At 71.2% G+C, this 16,170-nt stretch carries 15 protein-coding genes; 10 read left to right on the top strand and 5 right to left on the bottom strand.

The genetic code is table 11. The annotated features are described in order from the left end of the window. Positions 1-237: 237 nt before the first annotated feature. The 4 genes from FRCN3DRAFT_RS42625 (at position 238) to FRCN3DRAFT_RS57350 (ending at position 4,440) form a co-directional block, all read left to right on the top strand. Positions 238-1,365 carry an ABC transporter ATP-binding protein gene (locus tag FRCN3DRAFT_RS42625; RefSeq protein ID WP_007518368.1) on the top strand — a complete coding sequence of 376 codons (1,128 nt, stop codon included), beginning with the start codon at positions 238-240 and terminating at the stop codon, positions 1,363-1,365. Next, complete coding sequence (locus FRCN3DRAFT_RS0204515; protein WP_007518366.1) at positions 1,362-2,336, top strand: ABC transporter permease subunit; 975 nt, start codon at positions 1,362-1,364, stop codon at positions 2,334-2,336. The genes FRCN3DRAFT_RS42625 and FRCN3DRAFT_RS0204515 overlap by 4 nt, the downstream gene beginning before the upstream one ends. A gap of 160 nt (positions 2,337-2,496) precedes the next feature. Continuing rightward, positions 2,497-3,195, top strand: a complete 699-nt coding sequence (locus FRCN3DRAFT_RS0204520; protein WP_007518364.1) for a molybdopterin-dependent oxidoreductase — start codon at positions 2,497-2,499, stop codon at positions 3,193-3,195. A gap of 3 nt (positions 3,196-3,198) precedes the next feature. After that, positions 3,199-4,440: a hypothetical protein gene (locus FRCN3DRAFT_RS57350; RefSeq protein WP_198535938.1), complete on the top strand. Its 1,242-nt coding sequence runs from the start codon at positions 3,199-3,201 to the stop codon at positions 4,438-4,440. Between the two features lie 65 nt (positions 4,441-4,505). Here the strand turns inward: FRCN3DRAFT_RS57350 and FRCN3DRAFT_RS0204535 are convergent, their stop codons facing one another. Continuing rightward, entirely contained in the window at positions 4,506-5,204 is a 699-nt protein-coding gene (locus tag FRCN3DRAFT_RS0204535; protein WP_335341698.1) for a GNAT family N-acetyltransferase, read from the bottom strand. A gap of 217 nt (positions 5,205-5,421) precedes the next feature. Between FRCN3DRAFT_RS0204535 and FRCN3DRAFT_RS0204540 the strand changes: the two genes are divergently transcribed. Next, positions 5,422-6,042, top strand: a complete 621-nt coding sequence (locus tag FRCN3DRAFT_RS0204540; protein ID WP_007518360.1) for an NADPH-dependent F420 reductase — start codon at positions 5,422-5,424, stop codon at positions 6,040-6,042. Here the strand turns inward: FRCN3DRAFT_RS0204540 and FRCN3DRAFT_RS0204545 are convergent. Further along, entirely contained in the window at positions 6,029-6,679 is a 651-nt protein-coding gene (locus tag FRCN3DRAFT_RS0204545) for a TetR/AcrR family transcriptional regulator (RefSeq protein WP_035924321.1), read from the bottom strand. The genes FRCN3DRAFT_RS0204540 and FRCN3DRAFT_RS0204545 overlap by 14 nt on opposite strands. A gap of 125 nt (positions 6,680-6,804) precedes the next feature. Here FRCN3DRAFT_RS0204545 and FRCN3DRAFT_RS0204550 point away from each other — a divergent pair, with 125 nt between their 5' ends. From FRCN3DRAFT_RS0204550 to FRCN3DRAFT_RS0204565, 4 genes are all read left to right on the top strand, one after another. Next, complete coding sequence (locus FRCN3DRAFT_RS0204550) at positions 6,805-7,539, top strand: SDR family NAD(P)-dependent oxidoreductase (RefSeq protein ID WP_007518356.1); 735 nt, start codon at positions 6,805-6,807, stop codon at positions 7,537-7,539. Positions 7,540-7,970: 431 nt separating this feature from the next. Then, complete coding sequence (locus FRCN3DRAFT_RS49160) at positions 7,971-8,603, top strand: PadR family transcriptional regulator (RefSeq protein WP_007518346.1); 633 nt, start codon at positions 7,971-7,973, stop codon at positions 8,601-8,603. Positions 8,604-8,606: 3 nt separating this feature from the next. After that, positions 8,607-9,518 (top strand): ABC transporter ATP-binding protein, encoded by a 912-nt coding sequence (locus tag FRCN3DRAFT_RS0204560; RefSeq protein WP_007518344.1) that lies wholly within the window; start codon positions 8,607-8,609, stop codon positions 9,516-9,518. Next, positions 9,518-11,875, top strand: coding sequence for an ABC transporter permease (locus FRCN3DRAFT_RS0204565; protein WP_007518342.1), 2,358 nt, complete (start codon positions 9,518-9,520; stop codon positions 11,873-11,875). Before FRCN3DRAFT_RS0204560 ends, FRCN3DRAFT_RS0204565 begins: the two co-directional genes overlap by 1 nt. A gap of 105 nt (positions 11,876-11,980) precedes the next feature. On the opposite strand, the gene FRCN3DRAFT_RS0204570 is transcribed toward FRCN3DRAFT_RS0204565, so the two are convergent. The 3 genes from FRCN3DRAFT_RS0204570 to FRCN3DRAFT_RS0204580 all read right to left on the bottom strand — a co-directional run bounded on the left by FRCN3DRAFT_RS0204570 (position 11,981) and on the right by FRCN3DRAFT_RS0204580 (position 13,781). Next, positions 11,981-12,505: a CD225/dispanin family protein gene (locus FRCN3DRAFT_RS0204570; RefSeq protein WP_007518341.1), complete on the bottom strand. Its 525-nt coding sequence runs from the start codon at positions 12,503-12,505 to the stop codon at positions 11,981-11,983. Between the two features lie 136 nt (positions 12,506-12,641). Beyond that, positions 12,642-13,067, bottom strand: coding sequence for a CD225/dispanin family protein (locus FRCN3DRAFT_RS0204575; RefSeq protein ID WP_007518340.1), 426 nt, complete (start codon positions 13,065-13,067; stop codon positions 12,642-12,644). 195 nt (positions 13,068-13,262) lie between these two features. Next, positions 13,263-13,781, bottom strand: coding sequence for a CD225/dispanin family protein (locus tag FRCN3DRAFT_RS0204580; RefSeq protein WP_007518338.1), 519 nt, complete (start codon positions 13,779-13,781; stop codon positions 13,263-13,265). Positions 13,782-14,783: 1,002 nt separating this feature from the next. Here FRCN3DRAFT_RS0204580 and FRCN3DRAFT_RS52685 point away from each other — a divergent pair. Then, positions 14,784-16,166 (top strand): glycoside hydrolase family 26 protein, encoded by a 1,383-nt coding sequence (locus FRCN3DRAFT_RS52685; protein ID WP_232793920.1) that lies wholly within the window; start codon positions 14,784-14,786, stop codon positions 16,164-16,166. The last annotated feature ends 4 nt before the right edge of the window (positions 16,167-16,170 follow it).

Here is a 16,170-nt window from a genome sequence, read left to right on the forward strand (position 1 = left end):
GGGTACGGCGGTGGGCGTAGGGCGGATGCCGATGCTGGGGCGACGACGGGAGCTGGCGCGCGCCGCACGCTGATCGGCATGACCCAGTCAACGCATCAACGACGACGCGGGGAGAGCCGGCCCGTCTCGCCTCCCGCCTCGCCGCCCGCAGGGCCTCCGGCTCAGGTCGCCGCGCGGCCCGGCCCACCGTTCGGCGAGGCGCCGCCTGTCGAGGACGCGCATCCCGCCGCGATCGACGTGCGCGGCCTGTCGAAGCGGTACGGCCGGCGGACCGTCGTCCACGACCTCGACCTGCGCATCCCGGTCGGCGCGGTGGCCGGCTTCATCGGCCCGAACGGGGCCGGGAAGACGACCACCCTGCGCATGCTGCTCGGCCTGGTCCGCCCGACCACGGGGCGGGGCACCGTGCTCGGCCGCCCGCTGACGGAGCCGGCCGGCTACCTGCCGCGGGTCGGCGCGCTGATCGAGAGCCCGGCGCTTTACCCGCGGCTGTCGGCCCGCCGCAACCTCGAGGCCCTGGCGATCCTCGCCGGCCAGTACCACCCCGCCTGGATCGAGGAGGTGCTCGACGAGGTGGGACTCGCCGAGCGGGCCGACGACGAGGTGCGGTCGTACTCCCTCGGCATGAAGCAGCGGCTCGCGATCGCCGCCGCGCTGCTCGGCGACCCGGACCTGCTGGTGCTCGACGAGCCGACGAACGGCCTGGACCCGATGGGCATCCGGCTGATGCGCGAGCTGATCCGTGACCTGGCGGTCCGCGACAACCGGCCGCGAACCATATCGGCTGACGGGTCCGCGGCCGGGCGAGGCTCCGCCATTGTCGCCCGGCCGCGAACCATATCGGCTGACGGGTCCGCGGCCGGGCGAGGCTCCGCCATTGTCGCCCGGCCGCGAACGGTCATCGTCTCGTCCCACCTGCTCGCCGAGGTCGAGCAGATCTGCGACTGGATCATCGTCGTCGACCGGGGCGAGCTGGCTTACCAGGGCCCGCCGGACGGGCTGCTGTCCGCCGGCGCGGCACGGGTGACGCTGCGTCCCGAGCACCTGGACGACCTCGGCATGCTGGCCGACCTCGCGGCGGGGCTTGGTCTCACGGTCGAGCGTGCCGGCGACCTGGTGACGGCGGTGCTGCCCGCCGAAGGGGCACCGGGCCGATCGGCACGGCCGCCGGCGCCGGGCACGCCGGACAGCGAGCTCGACGATCCCCGGCAGGCGATGCACGCGCTGCTCGGCGACCTGAACAGGGCCGCGCACGCGCATGGGATCACGCTGGTCGAGATCGCCCCGAGCCGGGTGACCCTGGAGGAGCGCTACACCGGCCTGGTCGCCCAGGGTGCCGGCCGGCTGATGGGAGACGCGGCATGACCGCCCAGCATCTGACCACACAACCCCTCGACGGTCAGGCCGGCGCCGAGCGGACCACGGGCGTCCGGGCATTCGACGACCAGGCCGACAACGGCCGGGGCGCCGCCCGGACCGACGGTGCCCCACCTGCCGCTGGCCGAAGCCGATCGGCGGATCGCGGCCCGTTGCTCGCCATAGCCCGCAGCTACCGGTCAGAGGCGCACAAGCTGCGCCGTCCGACGACCGTGGCGGCGGTCGGCGCGCTCGCCGCGTTGTCCGTCCTGTCGACCGTCCTGACCTTCGCACTCGCCAAGGACGGCCCGCCCAGCGCGTTCGGCAGCTCGGACGGGCTGCTGCCGCCACTGTCCGCCCTGGCCACGCCGGCAGGGCTCGTCCTGGGATTTCGGATCGGCTCGACCTTCACCGGTCTGCTGCTGCTCCTGCTGTGCGCGGCGATGATCGCGACCGAGTACGGCCAGGGCACGATCAGAATGATCTTCATGCGGGAGCCGCGGCGGGTCTCCTGGCTCGTCGGCAGGATGGGCGCTCTCCTCTCCGTCCTCGTGGTGGCGCTCATCGGGGCGTTCGTGATCAGCGCGGCGACGGCGGTGCTGATGGCGCGGATCCGGGGAGTGGACACCGGGCAGTGGTGGACGGACGACGCGCTGCGCCGGGCCGGCAAGGACTATCTCAACGTGCTGGTCGGGACGACCTGCTTCGCGATCGCGGGCACGGCGCTGAGCCTGCTCATCCGCTCGACCACGGCGGCCGTGCTCATCGCCTTCGCCTGGACGGGCCCGCTGGAGCACATCATCGAGAACGCCTGGCCGGATGCGATCAAGTACCTGCCTGGTCTCGTGTTCGCCAACATCAGCACGGGCGGCACCTCGGACTCCGGTTACCGCGGCCCGCTCCTGCTCGGGATCCTCTACGCGGTCGCGTTCGCCACGGCCGGCATCACCAGCCTGGCGCGGCGCGACGTCACGGCGTAGTCCCAGCCGACAGGCCGGTGGGCCGGGCTGCCGCCCGGCCACCGGCCCGCCGCCGCCGTCGCCTGGCTGACCACCGCCCACGCGCCGACTATTACGAAAGTCGAACGGATTGCCGGGTGGGTTCACCGCGCCGCCGGGACGGTGTTCACTGGAAGCCGTGGTGCAGGGCGCGCCGGTGGGTCGCCGGGTGGTGCTGGGGCTGATCGCCCTGGGTGCCGCCGGCGTGGCCGTCGGCGCGGAGGTCGAGGAGGGCGTCGACAAGGTCACCGCGCCGCTGCGCCAACGGGACCCGACCGGTCTCACCGAGCTCATCCCGGGCACCGGTTTCGAGATCTACTCAGTGGCGTCGTCGGTGCCGCGGCTCACCGCCGCCGACTACCAGCTCAAGGTGCATGGCCTGGTGAACCGGCCGATGACGCTCACGCTCCCCGAGCTGGAGGCCATGCCGCAGACCGCGATGACCGAGGACTTCCAGTGCGTGACCGGCTGGCGGGTCAGCGACGTTCACTGGTCCGGCATCCTGCTCCCCGACCTGCTCGACCACGTGGCGACCCAGTCCTCGGCCAGGGCCGTCACCTTCCGCTCGTTCGACGGCCTCTACGAGGAGAGCCTCACGATCGAGCAGGCCCGTCGCCGGGACGTGCTCGTGGCGTTGCGCATGCTGGACAAGCCGGTCAGCTACGAACACGGCGGGCCAGTCCGGCTCTACGTCGCCCCGATGTACGGCTACAAGTCGATCAAGTGGCTTGGCGAGATCGAGCTGGTGGACAAGGTGACGCCGGGTTGGTGGGAAGTGCGCGGTTACGACGTCGACGCCTGGATCGGCAAGTCCAACGGCCGCGACGACGAGCCGGTCTGAGCCATGGACGCCACCCGGCAGGGCCGGGACAAGCAGGACCGCCAGGTGTCCCAGGGATATGGAGAAACGGCGACGGGGCCGCGCGACGGAGAGATCCGGCGGTTCGGGCCGAGCACCCGCTGGGTGCACCGCACGACCGCGTTCCTGTTCGGCGTGTGCATCGCGACGGCCGCCGTCCTCTACCTGCCACAGCTTTCGATCCTGGTCGGCCGGCGAGCACTGGTGATGACCATCCATCTCTACAGCGGCCTGGCACTCCCCATCCCGCCCCTGCTCGGCTGGCTGCTCAGCCATCGCGGCGAAGCCTCGCACGGGCGGAGGCAACTCAGCGGACACAGCCAAAGCCCGCGCGACGATGGCGAAGCCACGCGCGGGCGGAGGCAACTCAGCCGACACAGCCAAAGCCCGCGCGACGATGGCGAAGCCACGCGCGGGCGGAGGCAACTCAGCCGACACAGCCAAAGCCCGCGCGACGATGGCGAAGCCACGCGCGGGCGGAGGCAACTCAGCCGACACAGCCAAAGCCCGCGCGACGATGGCGAAGCCACGCGCGGGCGGAGGCAACTCAGCCGACACAGCCAAAGCCCGCGCGACGATGGCGAAGCCACGCGCGGGCGGAGGCAACTCAGCCGACACAGCCAAAGCCCGCGCGACGATGGCGAAGCCTCGCGCGGGCGGAGGCAGCTCAGCGGATACAGCGGGGGCTTTCGTCGTGACGCTGCCGAGCTCAACCGTTTCGGCTCCGCCGACGGCGTGTGGCTGCGCGACCACCTGCCGGCCGGCCCCGTCCGCCGGTTTCGCCGCCAGTCGTGGGACTCGGCCGCCGGCGGGCCGACCATCGGCGCCGTCCCGGCGCCTGGTGCCGCGGACTCGGGCGAGGTGCGCCTGGGCGGCAAGTTCAACGCGGGCCAGAAGCTCTATGCCGCCGGCGTCGCCGGCTCGATCGTCGTCTTCCTCGGCACCGGCCTGCTGATGTGGTTCGGCGCCGACCTTCACGTGCCGGACCGCTACCGCACCGGCGCGACGTTCGTCCACGACGTATTCGCCTACGGAATCTTCTTCGCGATCTGCGGCCACCTCTGGATGGCCTCGCGCGACCCGTTCTCCCGAGCCGGGATGCGCACCGGCTACGTCCCCACCTGGTGGGCAAGCGCCGAGCATCCCCACTGGGACACGGGAACGGACCGGGAGACGGAAACGGACGCCGCCGCCGCGGGCCGGCCGACCGACCAGCCGTCCGGGTAACCGCCAGCCGTCCGGGGAGTCGAGAACTCGGCCGGGAGGCACGCCCGGTGGCCTCCCGGTGCGGCTCAGTCTGTGCGGCGGGGGTGGTAGGTCTTGTAGGGCAGAAAGCGGTGCATGACGTAGAGGTCCACCTCGCCACTGCGGGGGTGGCGGAAGGCGGACGGGAGCGTGCCGATGACGCGGAACGCGAGCACCCGCCAGATCGCGACCATCCTGGTGTTGCCCGCGACCACCGCGGTGGACTGCATCGCCCGGTAGCCAAGCTCGGTGGCGTGCTCGATCGCGGCCTGGGCGATCTCCCGTTCCAGCCCTTCGGCGGCGTGCGCCGGGTCGACGATGAAGATCAGTTGCGCCACGTGGTCGCCGAGGCCCGCCTGCGCGGGAGCGATCTGCGCGGAGGCGACGATCCGCCCGTCCCCCCCGTCGTCCTCCATCACGAGCACGACGGCCGGAGGCGGCAGCATCCACAGTTTTTGGGCATCCGCCTCCGACGTGTCCGGGCGCCACACGAGTAGATCGCCGGTAGACACCTGTCCGTGCCAGATCGGCCAGATCCCGGCCCAGTCATCGGCAGATGCCGGCCGTGTCCACACCCTCCTGATCCTGCCCGTCCGTAACCGCCCCTGAAAGCGATAACCGCGGGTCACCCCACCTGACGGGCAAAAGCGAGCCCGCCCGTTACTGCAGAGTCGCTCTTCGTGGCCATCACGTCGCCGAACCGGAGAAGCAGAGGTAGATCCAAGTTGGTACCGATCGGTGTGCATAGCTTGCGTTCCGGCCGACCGTTGGTTAGGTTAAGCACACAGGCCTGTGTACCTAATAGGGCGTCTGCGCGCAAGCGCCCTGAAGCAGCGGGTCTGAGGCGATGAGCGGGGTGCGGCAGTGCCTGACAAGCGGCACGCCCAAGCCTGTCGGAGCCGACGCGTTGAGCCTGATTCGGGACGAACGTGCCAAGCGAAACATCGCGGTGGAGGGCACATCATGAGCGACGTAAGCATCATCGGCTCGGGGAACATGGCCAGCGCCATCGGCGCCCTGGCCCTCAAGGGCGGCAACGCCGTCGAGATCGTAGGTCGCGATGCGGCCAAGGCCGCGGCCCTGGCCCGGGCGCTCGGCGACGGCGCCACGGCCGGAACGTGGGGCGCCGCCCCGGGCGGCGACATCGTCATCCTCGCCGTTCTGTTCGACAGCGCCGTGCCGGTCGTCAGCCAGTACGGGGACGCGCTGGGCGGCAAGATCATCGTCGACATCACCAACCCCTTCAACCCCGGCGCCACCGGGCTGGCCATCCCTGACGACACCTCCATCGCACAGATGGTCGCCAAGGCCGCCCCCGCAAGCGCCCGCGTCGTAAAGGCGTTCAACACCATCTTCCGCGACGTCCTGGCCGCGGGCGGCCCGCTGGACGTGTTCATGGCCGGCGATGACGCGCAGGCCAAGGCAAGCGTGTCAGCGTTCATCACGAGCCTCGGACTGCGCCCGCGGGACACCGGCGACCTGACCATGGCGCACTGGCTGGAGGGAGCGGGCCTGCTGTCGGTGGGCCTGGGCCGCTATGGCGTGGGGAGCTTCAACTTCTCCCTCGGCGTCAACGTCGGCTGAGCTCGCCGCCGCATCCGGCACGCGGCCCCGTCCCGGCTGACAGGTGCCGGTCTGCGCCGGGAGGCACCGCCGCCGTGGGGATGGCGTTGTCGATGAGGACCGCTGCCATGGCGGCGGCGGTGGAGAAGGTTGAGGTGTTGAGGACTCGGCTGCGGGCCGAGGCGCCATCCAGGAGCAGCGCCAGTTGCTCGCCGAGCTGTTCGGGGTTGGTGGCGCCGGCCTCGCGGGCGGTTTCGGTGAGCCGCGCGGCAAGGGCCTTCTTGTAGTCGCGGGCGTATACGCGTGCCGGGTGGCCCGGGTCGTGGATTTCGACGGCCGCTGCGATGAACGGGCACAGCGGCGGGTGGATGTCGAAGGCGGCGAGGAGTCGTTCGCGGGGTGTGAGGTCGGCGCGGTCGAAAACCTCGGGCAGGATATCGGGATCGAATCGGCGCAGGTGTTCGGCGATCAACTCGTCCTTGCCGGGGAAGTGCTGGTAAAGCGTGCGCTTGGACACCTCTGCCACCGCGCAGAGCTGGTCCATGCCGGTGCAGTTGATGCCTTGATCGCGGAACAGTTGTTGTGAAGCGCTGAGGATGCGTTCTCGTGCGCCCCTGCCGCGACGCAGCCCTCGCGGCCCCTTCTCCAGCTCCGTCATAGGCCTAGCGTACCCCAGATGGTACTGACCGGTGTGCATAGCTTGCATTCTCCCTCGATCGCAGATATGTTAAGCACTCTGATCGGTGTACATAGCATCGGAACCATCCATCGAATGGAGTGATCGTGGGAAAGCTCGATGGCAAAGTCGCGGTGATCACAGGTGCGACGAGTGGTATGGCGCTGGCCGGTGCCAAGCTGTTCGTGGACGAAGGAGCTCACGTCTTCATCTCGGGCCGACGGAAGGACGCGCTGGACGAAGCCGTCGAGCTGATCGGCCGGAACGTGACCGGCGTGCAGGCCGATTCGGCCGACCTCGACGATCTGCACCGTTTGTTCGAGACGGTCAAGGAGGAAAAGGGCGTAGTTGACGTGTTGTGGGCAAGCGCCGGGATGGGCGAGCAGCGCAGGCTCGGCGAGATCACCGTGGAGCACTTCGATGCCGCCTTCTCGCTGAACGCGCGCGGCACGCTGTTCACGGTCCAGAAGGCGCTGCCGCTGTTCAAGGACGGAGGCTCGATCTTCATGACCGGGTCAAACGCTTCGCTCAGGGGCTACCCCAATTGGAGTGTGTACGCAGCGAGCAAAGCCTTGCTGCCCGCCTACGCACGGGTGTGGATGTCCGAGCTGAGGGACAAGAAGATCCGGGTGAATGTTCTGACCCCCGGCCAGGTCGCCACGCCGGCTCTCGAGGAGGTGATGGACGAGGAGACAAAGGCGCAGTTCGAATCCCTGATCCCGCGGGGAAAGATGGGCCGCCCTGAGGAGATCGCGTCGGTCGCGTTGTTCCTCGCCTCGGACGATTCGAGCTATGTCAATGGCATGGAGCTGGTTGTCGACGGCGGCACCACAGTGATCTGAGTGCGTCGCCGGTGCGTCGCCGCGCCGCGCCGCGCCCGACCGCCGTGGCGGAGTCCGGCCTGCGCGCGGCGCGGCGACGCACCGGCGCGACATCCTCGAACGCCGTCGACCAGCGGTCCATCAGCGAGCCGCGCTCGCGGCCGCCGCTGGGACTGGCGTATTCCGCCTCGAAGCCCGTGCCTTGCAGCCGTGCCAGCACCCGCCCGACCGCCGCCACCGCCCCTCCCGAAGCCGCCAGCCAGGCCAGATCTGCTGAGACACGACAGTCACCCCGCTCGGGGACGGCGAGTGACCGTCGCCGTGGGGTTGGGTGTTGACGGCAGTACCTAACGGCTGTACATAACCGTTATGCAGAACCGTTATGTAGGCGCGACCGCGGCGGCGAGCACGCACGCGGCGACGCCGTTCCACGCGGTGCCGTGAGGTACCTGATGCTCGCCCTCCTGGACCGTGGGCCGGCCCATGGCTACGAGCTCAAGCGCGCGCACGACGAGCTGTTCGGCGACGTGGCGCCACCGATCAACGTCGGGCAGATCTACGTCACCCTGACCCGGCTGGAGCGGGACGGCAGCGTCGCGCACCACGTCGAGAAGGGCAGTGACGGCCCGGACCGCAAGGTCTACGAACTCACCGAGATCGGCCGCAAGGCGCTGCGCGGCTGGCTGGACGAACCGAGCGACCTGCCCGTCGGCAAGAGCGACGTCGTCCAACGGCTCATCGCCGGCCTGATCTACGACGCCAACACGGCCGGTGCCTCGGGCTCCGGCTCCGGAACCGGCGCGACCGGGAGCAACGGCAACAGCGTCGCCCGCACCCTCGCGGCCCACCGGACCCGGTGCCTGCGGGCGCTGCGGGCGCTCGCCGAGGCCACGCCGGCACGGGACGCCGACGGCGGCGCGGCCGACCACGAGCCACATTCCACCTCGCCGGGCGCCAGCCTGGCCGACCCCGCTGTCGCCGGCATCGGCGACCTGCTCCGCGAGGCATCGGTGCTGCACCTGCAGGCCGAGCTGCGCTGGCTCGACATCGTCGAGGCTCGCCTCGTCCGCCCCGGGAGGACCTGACCGATGGTCATCATGGACACGACCACCAGCCCCACCGATCCGCCCGCAGCCATTCTCACGATCACCGAGCTGGCCAGGTCGTACGGGCGCGGCGAGCGTGCCAGGGCGGCGCTGCGCGGCATCTCACTGACGGTCGCCGCCGGCGAGTGGGTCGCCATTGTCGGCCCGAGCGGCTGCGGCAAGTCGACATTGCTGCATCTGATCGGCGGCCTGGACACGCCGGACGCCGGCTCGGTCCGCATCGGCGGCGAGGAGATCAGCACGATGCCGCCGGCGAGGCGCGCGCTGCTGCGCCGCCGCCGGGTCGGCTTCGTCTTCCAGTCGTACAACCTGGTCCCACACCTGAACGTCGGCGCGAACGTCGAGCTCGGGCTGCGGGTCGCGGGCCTGGGCCGGCGGGCGGCCAGGGCGCGGGCCACCGAGGTACTCGAGGCGGTCGGCCTCGCGGACCTCGCGCACGTGCTTCCCTCGACGCTGTCCGGCGGGCAGCAGCAGCGGGTCGCGATCGCCCGCGCGGTCGCCGGCCGGCCGGACCTGGTGCTCGCCGACGAGCCGACCGGCGCGCTCGACACCGCCGCCTCCCGCCACATCGTCGAGCTCCTGCGCGACGAGCACCGGCGCGGCCAGACGCTGGTCATGGTCACGCACGACTACGCGGTCGCCGCCGCCGCCGACCGGGTGGTGTTCCTGCGCGACGGACAGATCGTCGACGAGCGCCGGCCCGCGGGTGGCCGGGCTGGCGGGGGCCGGGCTGGCGGGGGCGCGCCGATGAGCCCGGGCGCCACCGCGGCCACCGACGACGATGCCTCGGGCACGGTCGGGGCGACGCTCGACGAGGACGCCGCCGCGTCGTCGCCGAGCGGTGGCGGCCAGCGCAACGACCTCGCGGACCTGCTCGGGCTGGGGAGCTGGTAATGCGTACTGTCCTCATGCTCGCGTTCGCCGGGCTGCGCGGCAGGGGCCGGGTCGGCCTCGCGGTCACCGTCGGAATGCTCGCGCTGTCCGCCATCGGGTTGTCCACCGGCCTCGCCGTCTCCAGCGCCGGTGACGATGCCGTCGACCGGCTCGCAGCGCGCACCAACGTCGCCGACGTCGTTGTCTGGGCGAAGTCGCCGACCATCAGTACCAATGCCGGCAGCACCAGTGCCGACTCTGGCAATCGTGACCTGGGTGCCGCACTCGCCACCGAGTCCGGCGTGCGTGCGGTCACCGGGCCGCTGCGCGACCTCGGCACCACCCTCGTCGTCCCGCGATCCGACGGTGCGGGCAAGGAGTACATCGGCCAGGTCACCGCGCTGGACGATCCGGACGTCGCGGTCAACCACCCGCTGCTGGTCGCCGGCCGCTGGCTGCGTGGCCCGGACGAGGTAGTGCTGGAGCGCAGCGCGGCCGAGGATCTCAACCTGCGCCCTGGTGACAGGGTCGCGCTGCGCGGACCGAGCGGTGACCTCCCCTTCACCGTCGCCGGCACGGCGAACGAGCTCACCGACTGTGGCTTCCCGCAGTGCGACCAGGTCAGGATGTTCGTCGCGGACGCGGGCCTGTCCCGGATCGGCCAGCCTGCCGCGGGCACGCCAGCCGAGACGGACGGCGTCACCTACTGGCTCGACGTCTCCGACGGGGTCTCGTCCGAGGCCGTCGCCAGCGCGGTCGTGCGGTCCTTCGGCGACCAGATCCGCGGCACGAACACCTGGCCGGACACACGTGGCGACCTGCTCAGCGTCGGGCAGATCTTCGGCAAGCTCGTAAGCGCGTTCGGCGCCTTCCTGCTGGTCGCGATCGCGGTGATCGTCGCCGGGTCGATGACCAGCAGGATGGTGGCCCGCCGCCGCGAGATGGCGCTGCTCGGCGCGGTCGGGGTACGCCCGGCGCAGCTGACGGCGGCGCTGCTGGCCGAGCATCTGGCCCTCGGTGTGGTCGCGGCCCTGCTCGGCTGGCTCGTCGCCGGCGTGCTCGCGCCGAGCCTGGATCTCGGCGCGACCGTGACCGGCCGGCAGGGACCGCACTGGGAGATCGCGGGCCTGCTGCTCACCGGCGCGATCCTGCTGGGGCTGCTCACGATCGCGACCGTGGTGGGCGCGGTGCGGGCCGGGCGGGCCTCGATCGTCGACACGCTGCGCGACGCACCGGCCTCGGCGCGCCGCGGCGGCCCGCTCGCCCGGCTCACGGCGCTGGTGCCCGGCCGGCTCGCCTTCCTCGGCGTCGGCAGGCTCGCCGCGCGGCCGGGCCGGGCCACGCTCACGGGACTGACGATGCTGGTCGCGGTGACCGGCGCGGTCGTCGCCGGCGGGTTCATGGTCACGGTGACGGAGGCCCTCGAACGGCCGTCGTTCACCGGCGATCCCTGGCAGGTGTTCGTCGACCGCGGTGATGTCGCGCCGGCGACGGTCGAGGCGGCGTTGCGCCAGACGCCGGGGATCGGCGGCTGGTGGTCGGAGGCGGAGCGGCGAGGCAGCTATGACGGCCAGACGTTCCGGGTCCGCGCGCTCGGCGGCGAAACTCTGCCCGGCTACTCGGTCGGTGCCGGCCGGCTGCCGTCCGCGCCGGGCGAGGTAGCCCTCGGCTACGGCCTGCTGGACCAGCTGGGACTGCGGGTCGGCCAGACGGCAACCGTCGAGATCGCCGGCGTCGCCCGCGACGTCCGCATCGTCGGCTGGTACCGCACTGGGGAGGACTCCGGGCGGCTGTTCGCTATGCGGCTGGCGGACCTGAACGCGATCGACCCGGCGACGGCGCCCGACCAGTACCGGATGACCGTCACACCGGGCACCTCGCCGGACGCGGTGCAGTCGGCGCTCGAGGCCCGGCTCGGTAGCGGGGTGGAGCTGAAGACGTACAGCTCGAACGTCGGCGGCCGCACGGTGATCGAGACGGTGACGACGCTGATCGCCGGGGTGCTCGTACTCGTCGCGCTCGCCAACATGCTGCACGCGCTGCTCGCGTCGAACCGGGAGAGCGCCCGGGACATCGGCGTCGCCGGCGCACTGGGCTGCACCCCGCGCCAGCTGGTCGGGCAGAGCGCGCTGGCGGCGGCGGTGCTGGCCGGCCTCGCGGTGGTCATCGGGCTACCGCTGGGGCTGCTGGCCTTCCGTATCCAGAGCGACGCCGTCGCGCGGGACATCGGCCTCGGTCCCGGGCTCGGGATGACGCCCTCGGCGACGTTCCTCGTCGCTCTCGTGGCCGGCACGCTTGCGCTCGCGGCGGCGACCGGTGCCGCCGCGGCGGCCGGCCTCGCCCACCGGCCACTCGGCGATCTGCTCCGCTGGGAGTGACGTGATCCATTCCGGTGCCGCCCGCCACCTTCCCTTGCAGGGGGTGACGGGCGGCAGCGCTTCCGGGTCTCGTCAGGCCTCAGAGTCTCAGAGGTCTCAGAGGTCTCAGAGGGTAAGGATCCCGGCGGCGAAGAAGATGATGCTGAGGACGATGTTGATGGCCAGCATCACGCCCGAGACGATGCACAGGGTCTTGGCGGTACGCGACGCGCTGAGCGCCCCCTGGATGTCTCCGCGCTGCGTCAGGTTGTTGACCCGGGACCCGAAGACAATGGCCACGATCCCGATGATGAAGCCGACCAGGAACCAGCTGCAGGTCAGGAACGAGACGACCGTGATCACGATCGACTGCCACAGGTAGTTCGGGACCGGCGCGCCGGGCGGCGGCGGACCGAACCCGCCGGGCGCGGGGGGGTAGCCGACGTCGTAGCCCGGCTGGCCATAACCCTGCTGACCGTAGGCGGGCTGGCCATAACCCTGCTGGCCATAGTCCGGCTGGCCGTAGCCCTGCTGACCGTAGCCCTGCTGGCCGTAGTCCGGTGGCGGTGGCGGCGTCCCGTAGCCGTAGCCGTAGCCCGGCTGGTTATAGGGCTCCTGACCAGGGGCGCCGTACGGAGGTGGTGTCGTCACGGTCGCGGCCGCGCCTTTCGGTGCTATGTCCCCGCCCCGGTCCCGGCGACCGGGGCGGGGTTGGTCGTGTCAGTGGAACGAGGCAGGTAAAGCATCTCACTGGCCGGGCCGCCGACGGGCGCCTTGCCGGATACCGCTAGCTGTTATTACTGCTGAGCGCGGCGCCGAGGAGGGCGAACCAGAAGATGATGATCAGGACATAGCTCACCACAGCCGCCACGGCGGACACGATGCACCAGGTTCTCGCCTTCTTGGAGGCCTCCAGCGCGCCCTGGATGTCGCCCATGGCCTGACGGGTGGAGACCCTGCTCGCGAAGACGATCGCGATGATGCCGGCCGGCAGGCAGCACAGCAACGTCACGACCACCGACTGCCACAGGTAGTTCGGGATCGGCGTGCCGTAGCCGCCGGGCGGGGGCGTGCCGTAGCCGCCCGTCGCGGGCGGGTAGCCGTAGCCCCCGGCCGGCTGGCCATAGCCGGGCGGGGGCGTTCCATAGCCGTAGCCCGGCTGCTGGCCGTAGGGATCCTGACCTGGGGTGCCGTATGGCGGTGGTGTCGTCACGGTCGCGGCCGCGCCTTTCGGTAATACCTGCTCGCCCCGACCGCGACGGCCGGAGCGGTATCGGTGGCGTTCAGGAAGATCTAGGTGCTGGTCGGGTCAGGACCAGGGCCGTCCGACGAGCTGACGAACAGCTGAGGATCACAGAAAGGCGGGGGGCGGTGGGTGCGGTCAGGGCGGTGCGGCCGGCCACCGGCCTCAGGCGTTGTAGGAGGCCCCTGTTGTGGAGAAGTCTGCCGCGCCGCTGGCGACCAGAGCGATCACCAGCGCATTCACCACCAGCCCGACGACCAGCGACACGATGGTCCAGGTTTTTGCCTTTTTGGAGGCGTCCAACGCTCCCTGGATGTCGCCCATGGCCTGGCGGCTCTGCACCCGGGAGGCGTTCACGATCGCCGGGATACCCGTCGGCCAGAAACAGAGAATCGTCACGACGATCGACTGCCACAGGTAGTTCGGGATCGGCGTTCCGTATGGCGGCTGGCCGCCCCCGTAACCGCTGTTGTTTCCCTGGTATTGCGGCAGGCCGCCGCCGTGTCCCGCCGGCGGCTGCTGGCCATACCCGTAGCCCGGCTCCTGCGGCGCGCCGTAGCCGCCGGGCGGGGGACCGCCATAACCACCGGAGGGCGGGCCACCGAAACCGCCGGGCGGCGGGCCACCGTAGCCGCCGGGCTGACCCCACCCGCCGGGGTTGTTTTCGGGCGGATACTGGGACACGCGGTTCTCCTGGCTGTGGTCTCGGGGGGCTGGTCTGAGGGGCTGACGGAAGTTTTTCGATACCCGGGAAAGAATTGATCGGAAGGCAATGATCTCGTCCCGGTGGGCCGGACCGCCGCGGGCGGCTTCCAGGCCGTCGGCCAGCGCCAGGCCGGGTCAGGAACCTGCCTGGGTAGCTCGATACCCGCTGGCCGCGGCGCCTGGCACCCGGTGTCCGGAGCGCGACAGGGCTTTCCGCGCGTCGCGCCCAGAGCGCGAGGCGGGGACCACCGCCGGCTGGGACATCGACGACTCCTCGTGCTTGCGGCCACGGCCACCCGCCCCACCGACCAGCTGCCGAAGGCTCTCCGCTCGGTCACGCGCGACCGGCTGGCGGGGATCTGTCGGAGAGTTCGGATGGAAGCAAGCTGGACGATGGTGGTGTACAGGTAGGCCGCGGCGACCAGCGCCGCGCGGGACATTGTGACACAACCCCGCCCGGACACGGCCCGGCGCGGACGGGCCATACACCCAAGGCCAGCACATATTCGCGCCATGCCCGGCCGACGCGCGGCCACAGCCGCCGCGCGTCGCCGCGCGCGCCGCGCCGGTCGGCCCCGCGGGCGCCCGCGACGGCGCCGCGACCCGCCGCCGTCGATCACGTTCGTCCCCGCCGGCCACGAGGCCACGACCGCCTAACTCATTCACGTAAACGATCCGGACGACCACCGAGACGGCGCGAAATTTGAACAGAGAGACACAGCTATCACAACTTCATGTCTTCACCTGGACGACAGACCGAAAGACCACGCACCCGCTCCGTCGAGCGCCGGCGTCAGCGGGCTATGGTGCTGAGGCAGCTCCACAAGCACTGACGTAACTGTCAGGTACGGAAGGCCGGGCGTCTAGGGAGGGGCCGGCATTTCGTGGCTGGAGTGCGCGGTTCGGCTGTCAGAAGGCGAGGGCTGACGGCCCACCACTAGTTGCGCCGTCAGGTAAGCCGTCAGGCGGAAGGACGCCCCCGTGAGACACCGAGCCAACAGCTCGGCGACATCCATGGATACCGGCCCGCTGCCATCCGAGCAGGCCAGCGATCGCCGCGCCAACAGCCGACGACCCTCCCCCACCACCTCCACCGACACCGGCCGCGGCCGGACACCCGGCGCGCACAGCACCGGGGCGCACACCATTCCGGGCCGCGCCGCCCGCAGCCGTCGCCGCACGCTCTGGACCGCCGGGATCGGCGCGCTGGCCGTCGCCGCGGCCGGTGTCGGCTTCGTCGTCATGCCGCACAACGGCGGCGACGACACGGCCGTCATCGAGGCGTCCGCTCTCGACGGCGGCCTCGGCCGCGCCCTCGGGCTCGCCACCCCGTCCGCCTCCGCCTCTGCCTCCGCCACACCGAGCACGAGCCCATCGGCCGTTCCCACCGGCCCGGCCTCCGCGACGCCCTCGGCGCCTGCCGGCACGGGCGCGCCGGCCACGGCACCCGGGGCGAAACCCGGGAAACCCGCCGTGCCCGCCGGCGGTGGCGGCGGCGGGCGGGTCCCCGGCGGGATGTCGGGCGTCGTCGTCGGCTCACGAGACAAGATGACCGCCTGGGAGCAGTTCCGCGGCTCCAAGGTGACCGTGGTCATGGGCTACACCGTGCGGAGCAACTGGAACGACATCACCAACCCGTGGATCGGCGGCGAGTACGCCGGCTGGGACGGCCAGCTGGTCATCTCCCAGCCGCTCTTCCCCGACGGCGGTGACTTCGGCTCGTGCGCGAACGGCTCCTACTCGTCGCAGTGGGCGCAGTTCGGCAGCTACCTGAACAACATCGGGCGGCCGAAGACGGCCGTCCGGCTCGCCTGGGAGTTCAACGGCGACTGGTTCCCCTGGTCCGTCGGCAACACCGACGTGGGCACCTGGAAGCGCTGCTTCCAGCAGGTGGTCGGCGCGATCCGCTCGACGGACCCGCAGGCCCGGATCGAATGGAACATGAACGCGCACAGCGGCAGCCCGTTCGACGCCTACCCGGGCGACGGCTACGTCGACATCGTCGGCATCGACAACTACGACATGTGGCCGCCGAGCCTGAACGAGTCGTCCTGGAGCTCGTCCTGCAACTCGAGTGCCGGGCTGTGCGACGTGATCCGGTTCGCCCGGCAGCACGGCAAGCAGTTCGCGGTCTCCGAGTGGGGCCTCGTCTCCACCTCGGACACCGGGGCGGGCGCGGCCGGCCAGGCCGGCGGGGACAACCCGTTCTATATCAAGAAGATGTACGACACGTTCAAGGCCAACGCCGACGTCCTCGCCTACGAGACGTACTTCAACAACTCCGAGGCGGGCAACGTCCACTCGTCCCTGCTCAACCCGAACGAGAACCCGAACGCAGCCGCCACCTACGCCTCGCTCTGGTGAGGCG

The organism is Pseudofrankia saprophytica (assembly GCF_000235425.2).
GTDB classification, from domain to species: domain Bacteria; phylum Actinomycetota; class Actinomycetes; order Frankiales; family Frankiaceae; genus Pseudofrankia; species Pseudofrankia saprophytica.

Coding starts and splice junctions, on each gene's coding strand:
- FRCN3DRAFT_RS0204515 (WP_007518366.1), top strand. CDS start 1,362: ATGACCGCCCAGCATCTGACCACACAACCCCTCGACGGTCAGGCCGGC.
- FRCN3DRAFT_RS0204540 (WP_007518360.1), top strand. CDS start 5,422: ATGAGCGACGTAAGCATCATCGGCTCGGGGAACATGGCCAGCGCCATC.
- FRCN3DRAFT_RS57350 (WP_198535938.1), top strand. CDS start 3,199: ATGGACGCCACCCGGCAGGGCCGGGACAAGCAGGACCGCCAGGTGTCC.
- FRCN3DRAFT_RS0204535 (WP_335341698.1), bottom strand. CDS start 5,204: ATGCACACCGATCGGTACCAACTTGGATCTACCTCTGCTTCTCCGGTT.
- FRCN3DRAFT_RS0204545 (WP_035924321.1), bottom strand. CDS start 6,679: ATGACGGAGCTGGAGAAGGGGCCGCGAGGGCTGCGTCGCGGCAGGGGC.
- FRCN3DRAFT_RS49160 (WP_007518346.1), top strand. CDS start 7,971: ATGCTCGCCCTCCTGGACCGTGGGCCGGCCCATGGCTACGAGCTCAAG.
- FRCN3DRAFT_RS0204560 (WP_007518344.1), top strand. CDS start 8,607: ATGGTCATCATGGACACGACCACCAGCCCCACCGATCCGCCCGCAGCC.
- FRCN3DRAFT_RS0204565 (WP_007518342.1), top strand. CDS start 9,518: ATGCGTACTGTCCTCATGCTCGCGTTCGCCGGGCTGCGCGGCAGGGGC.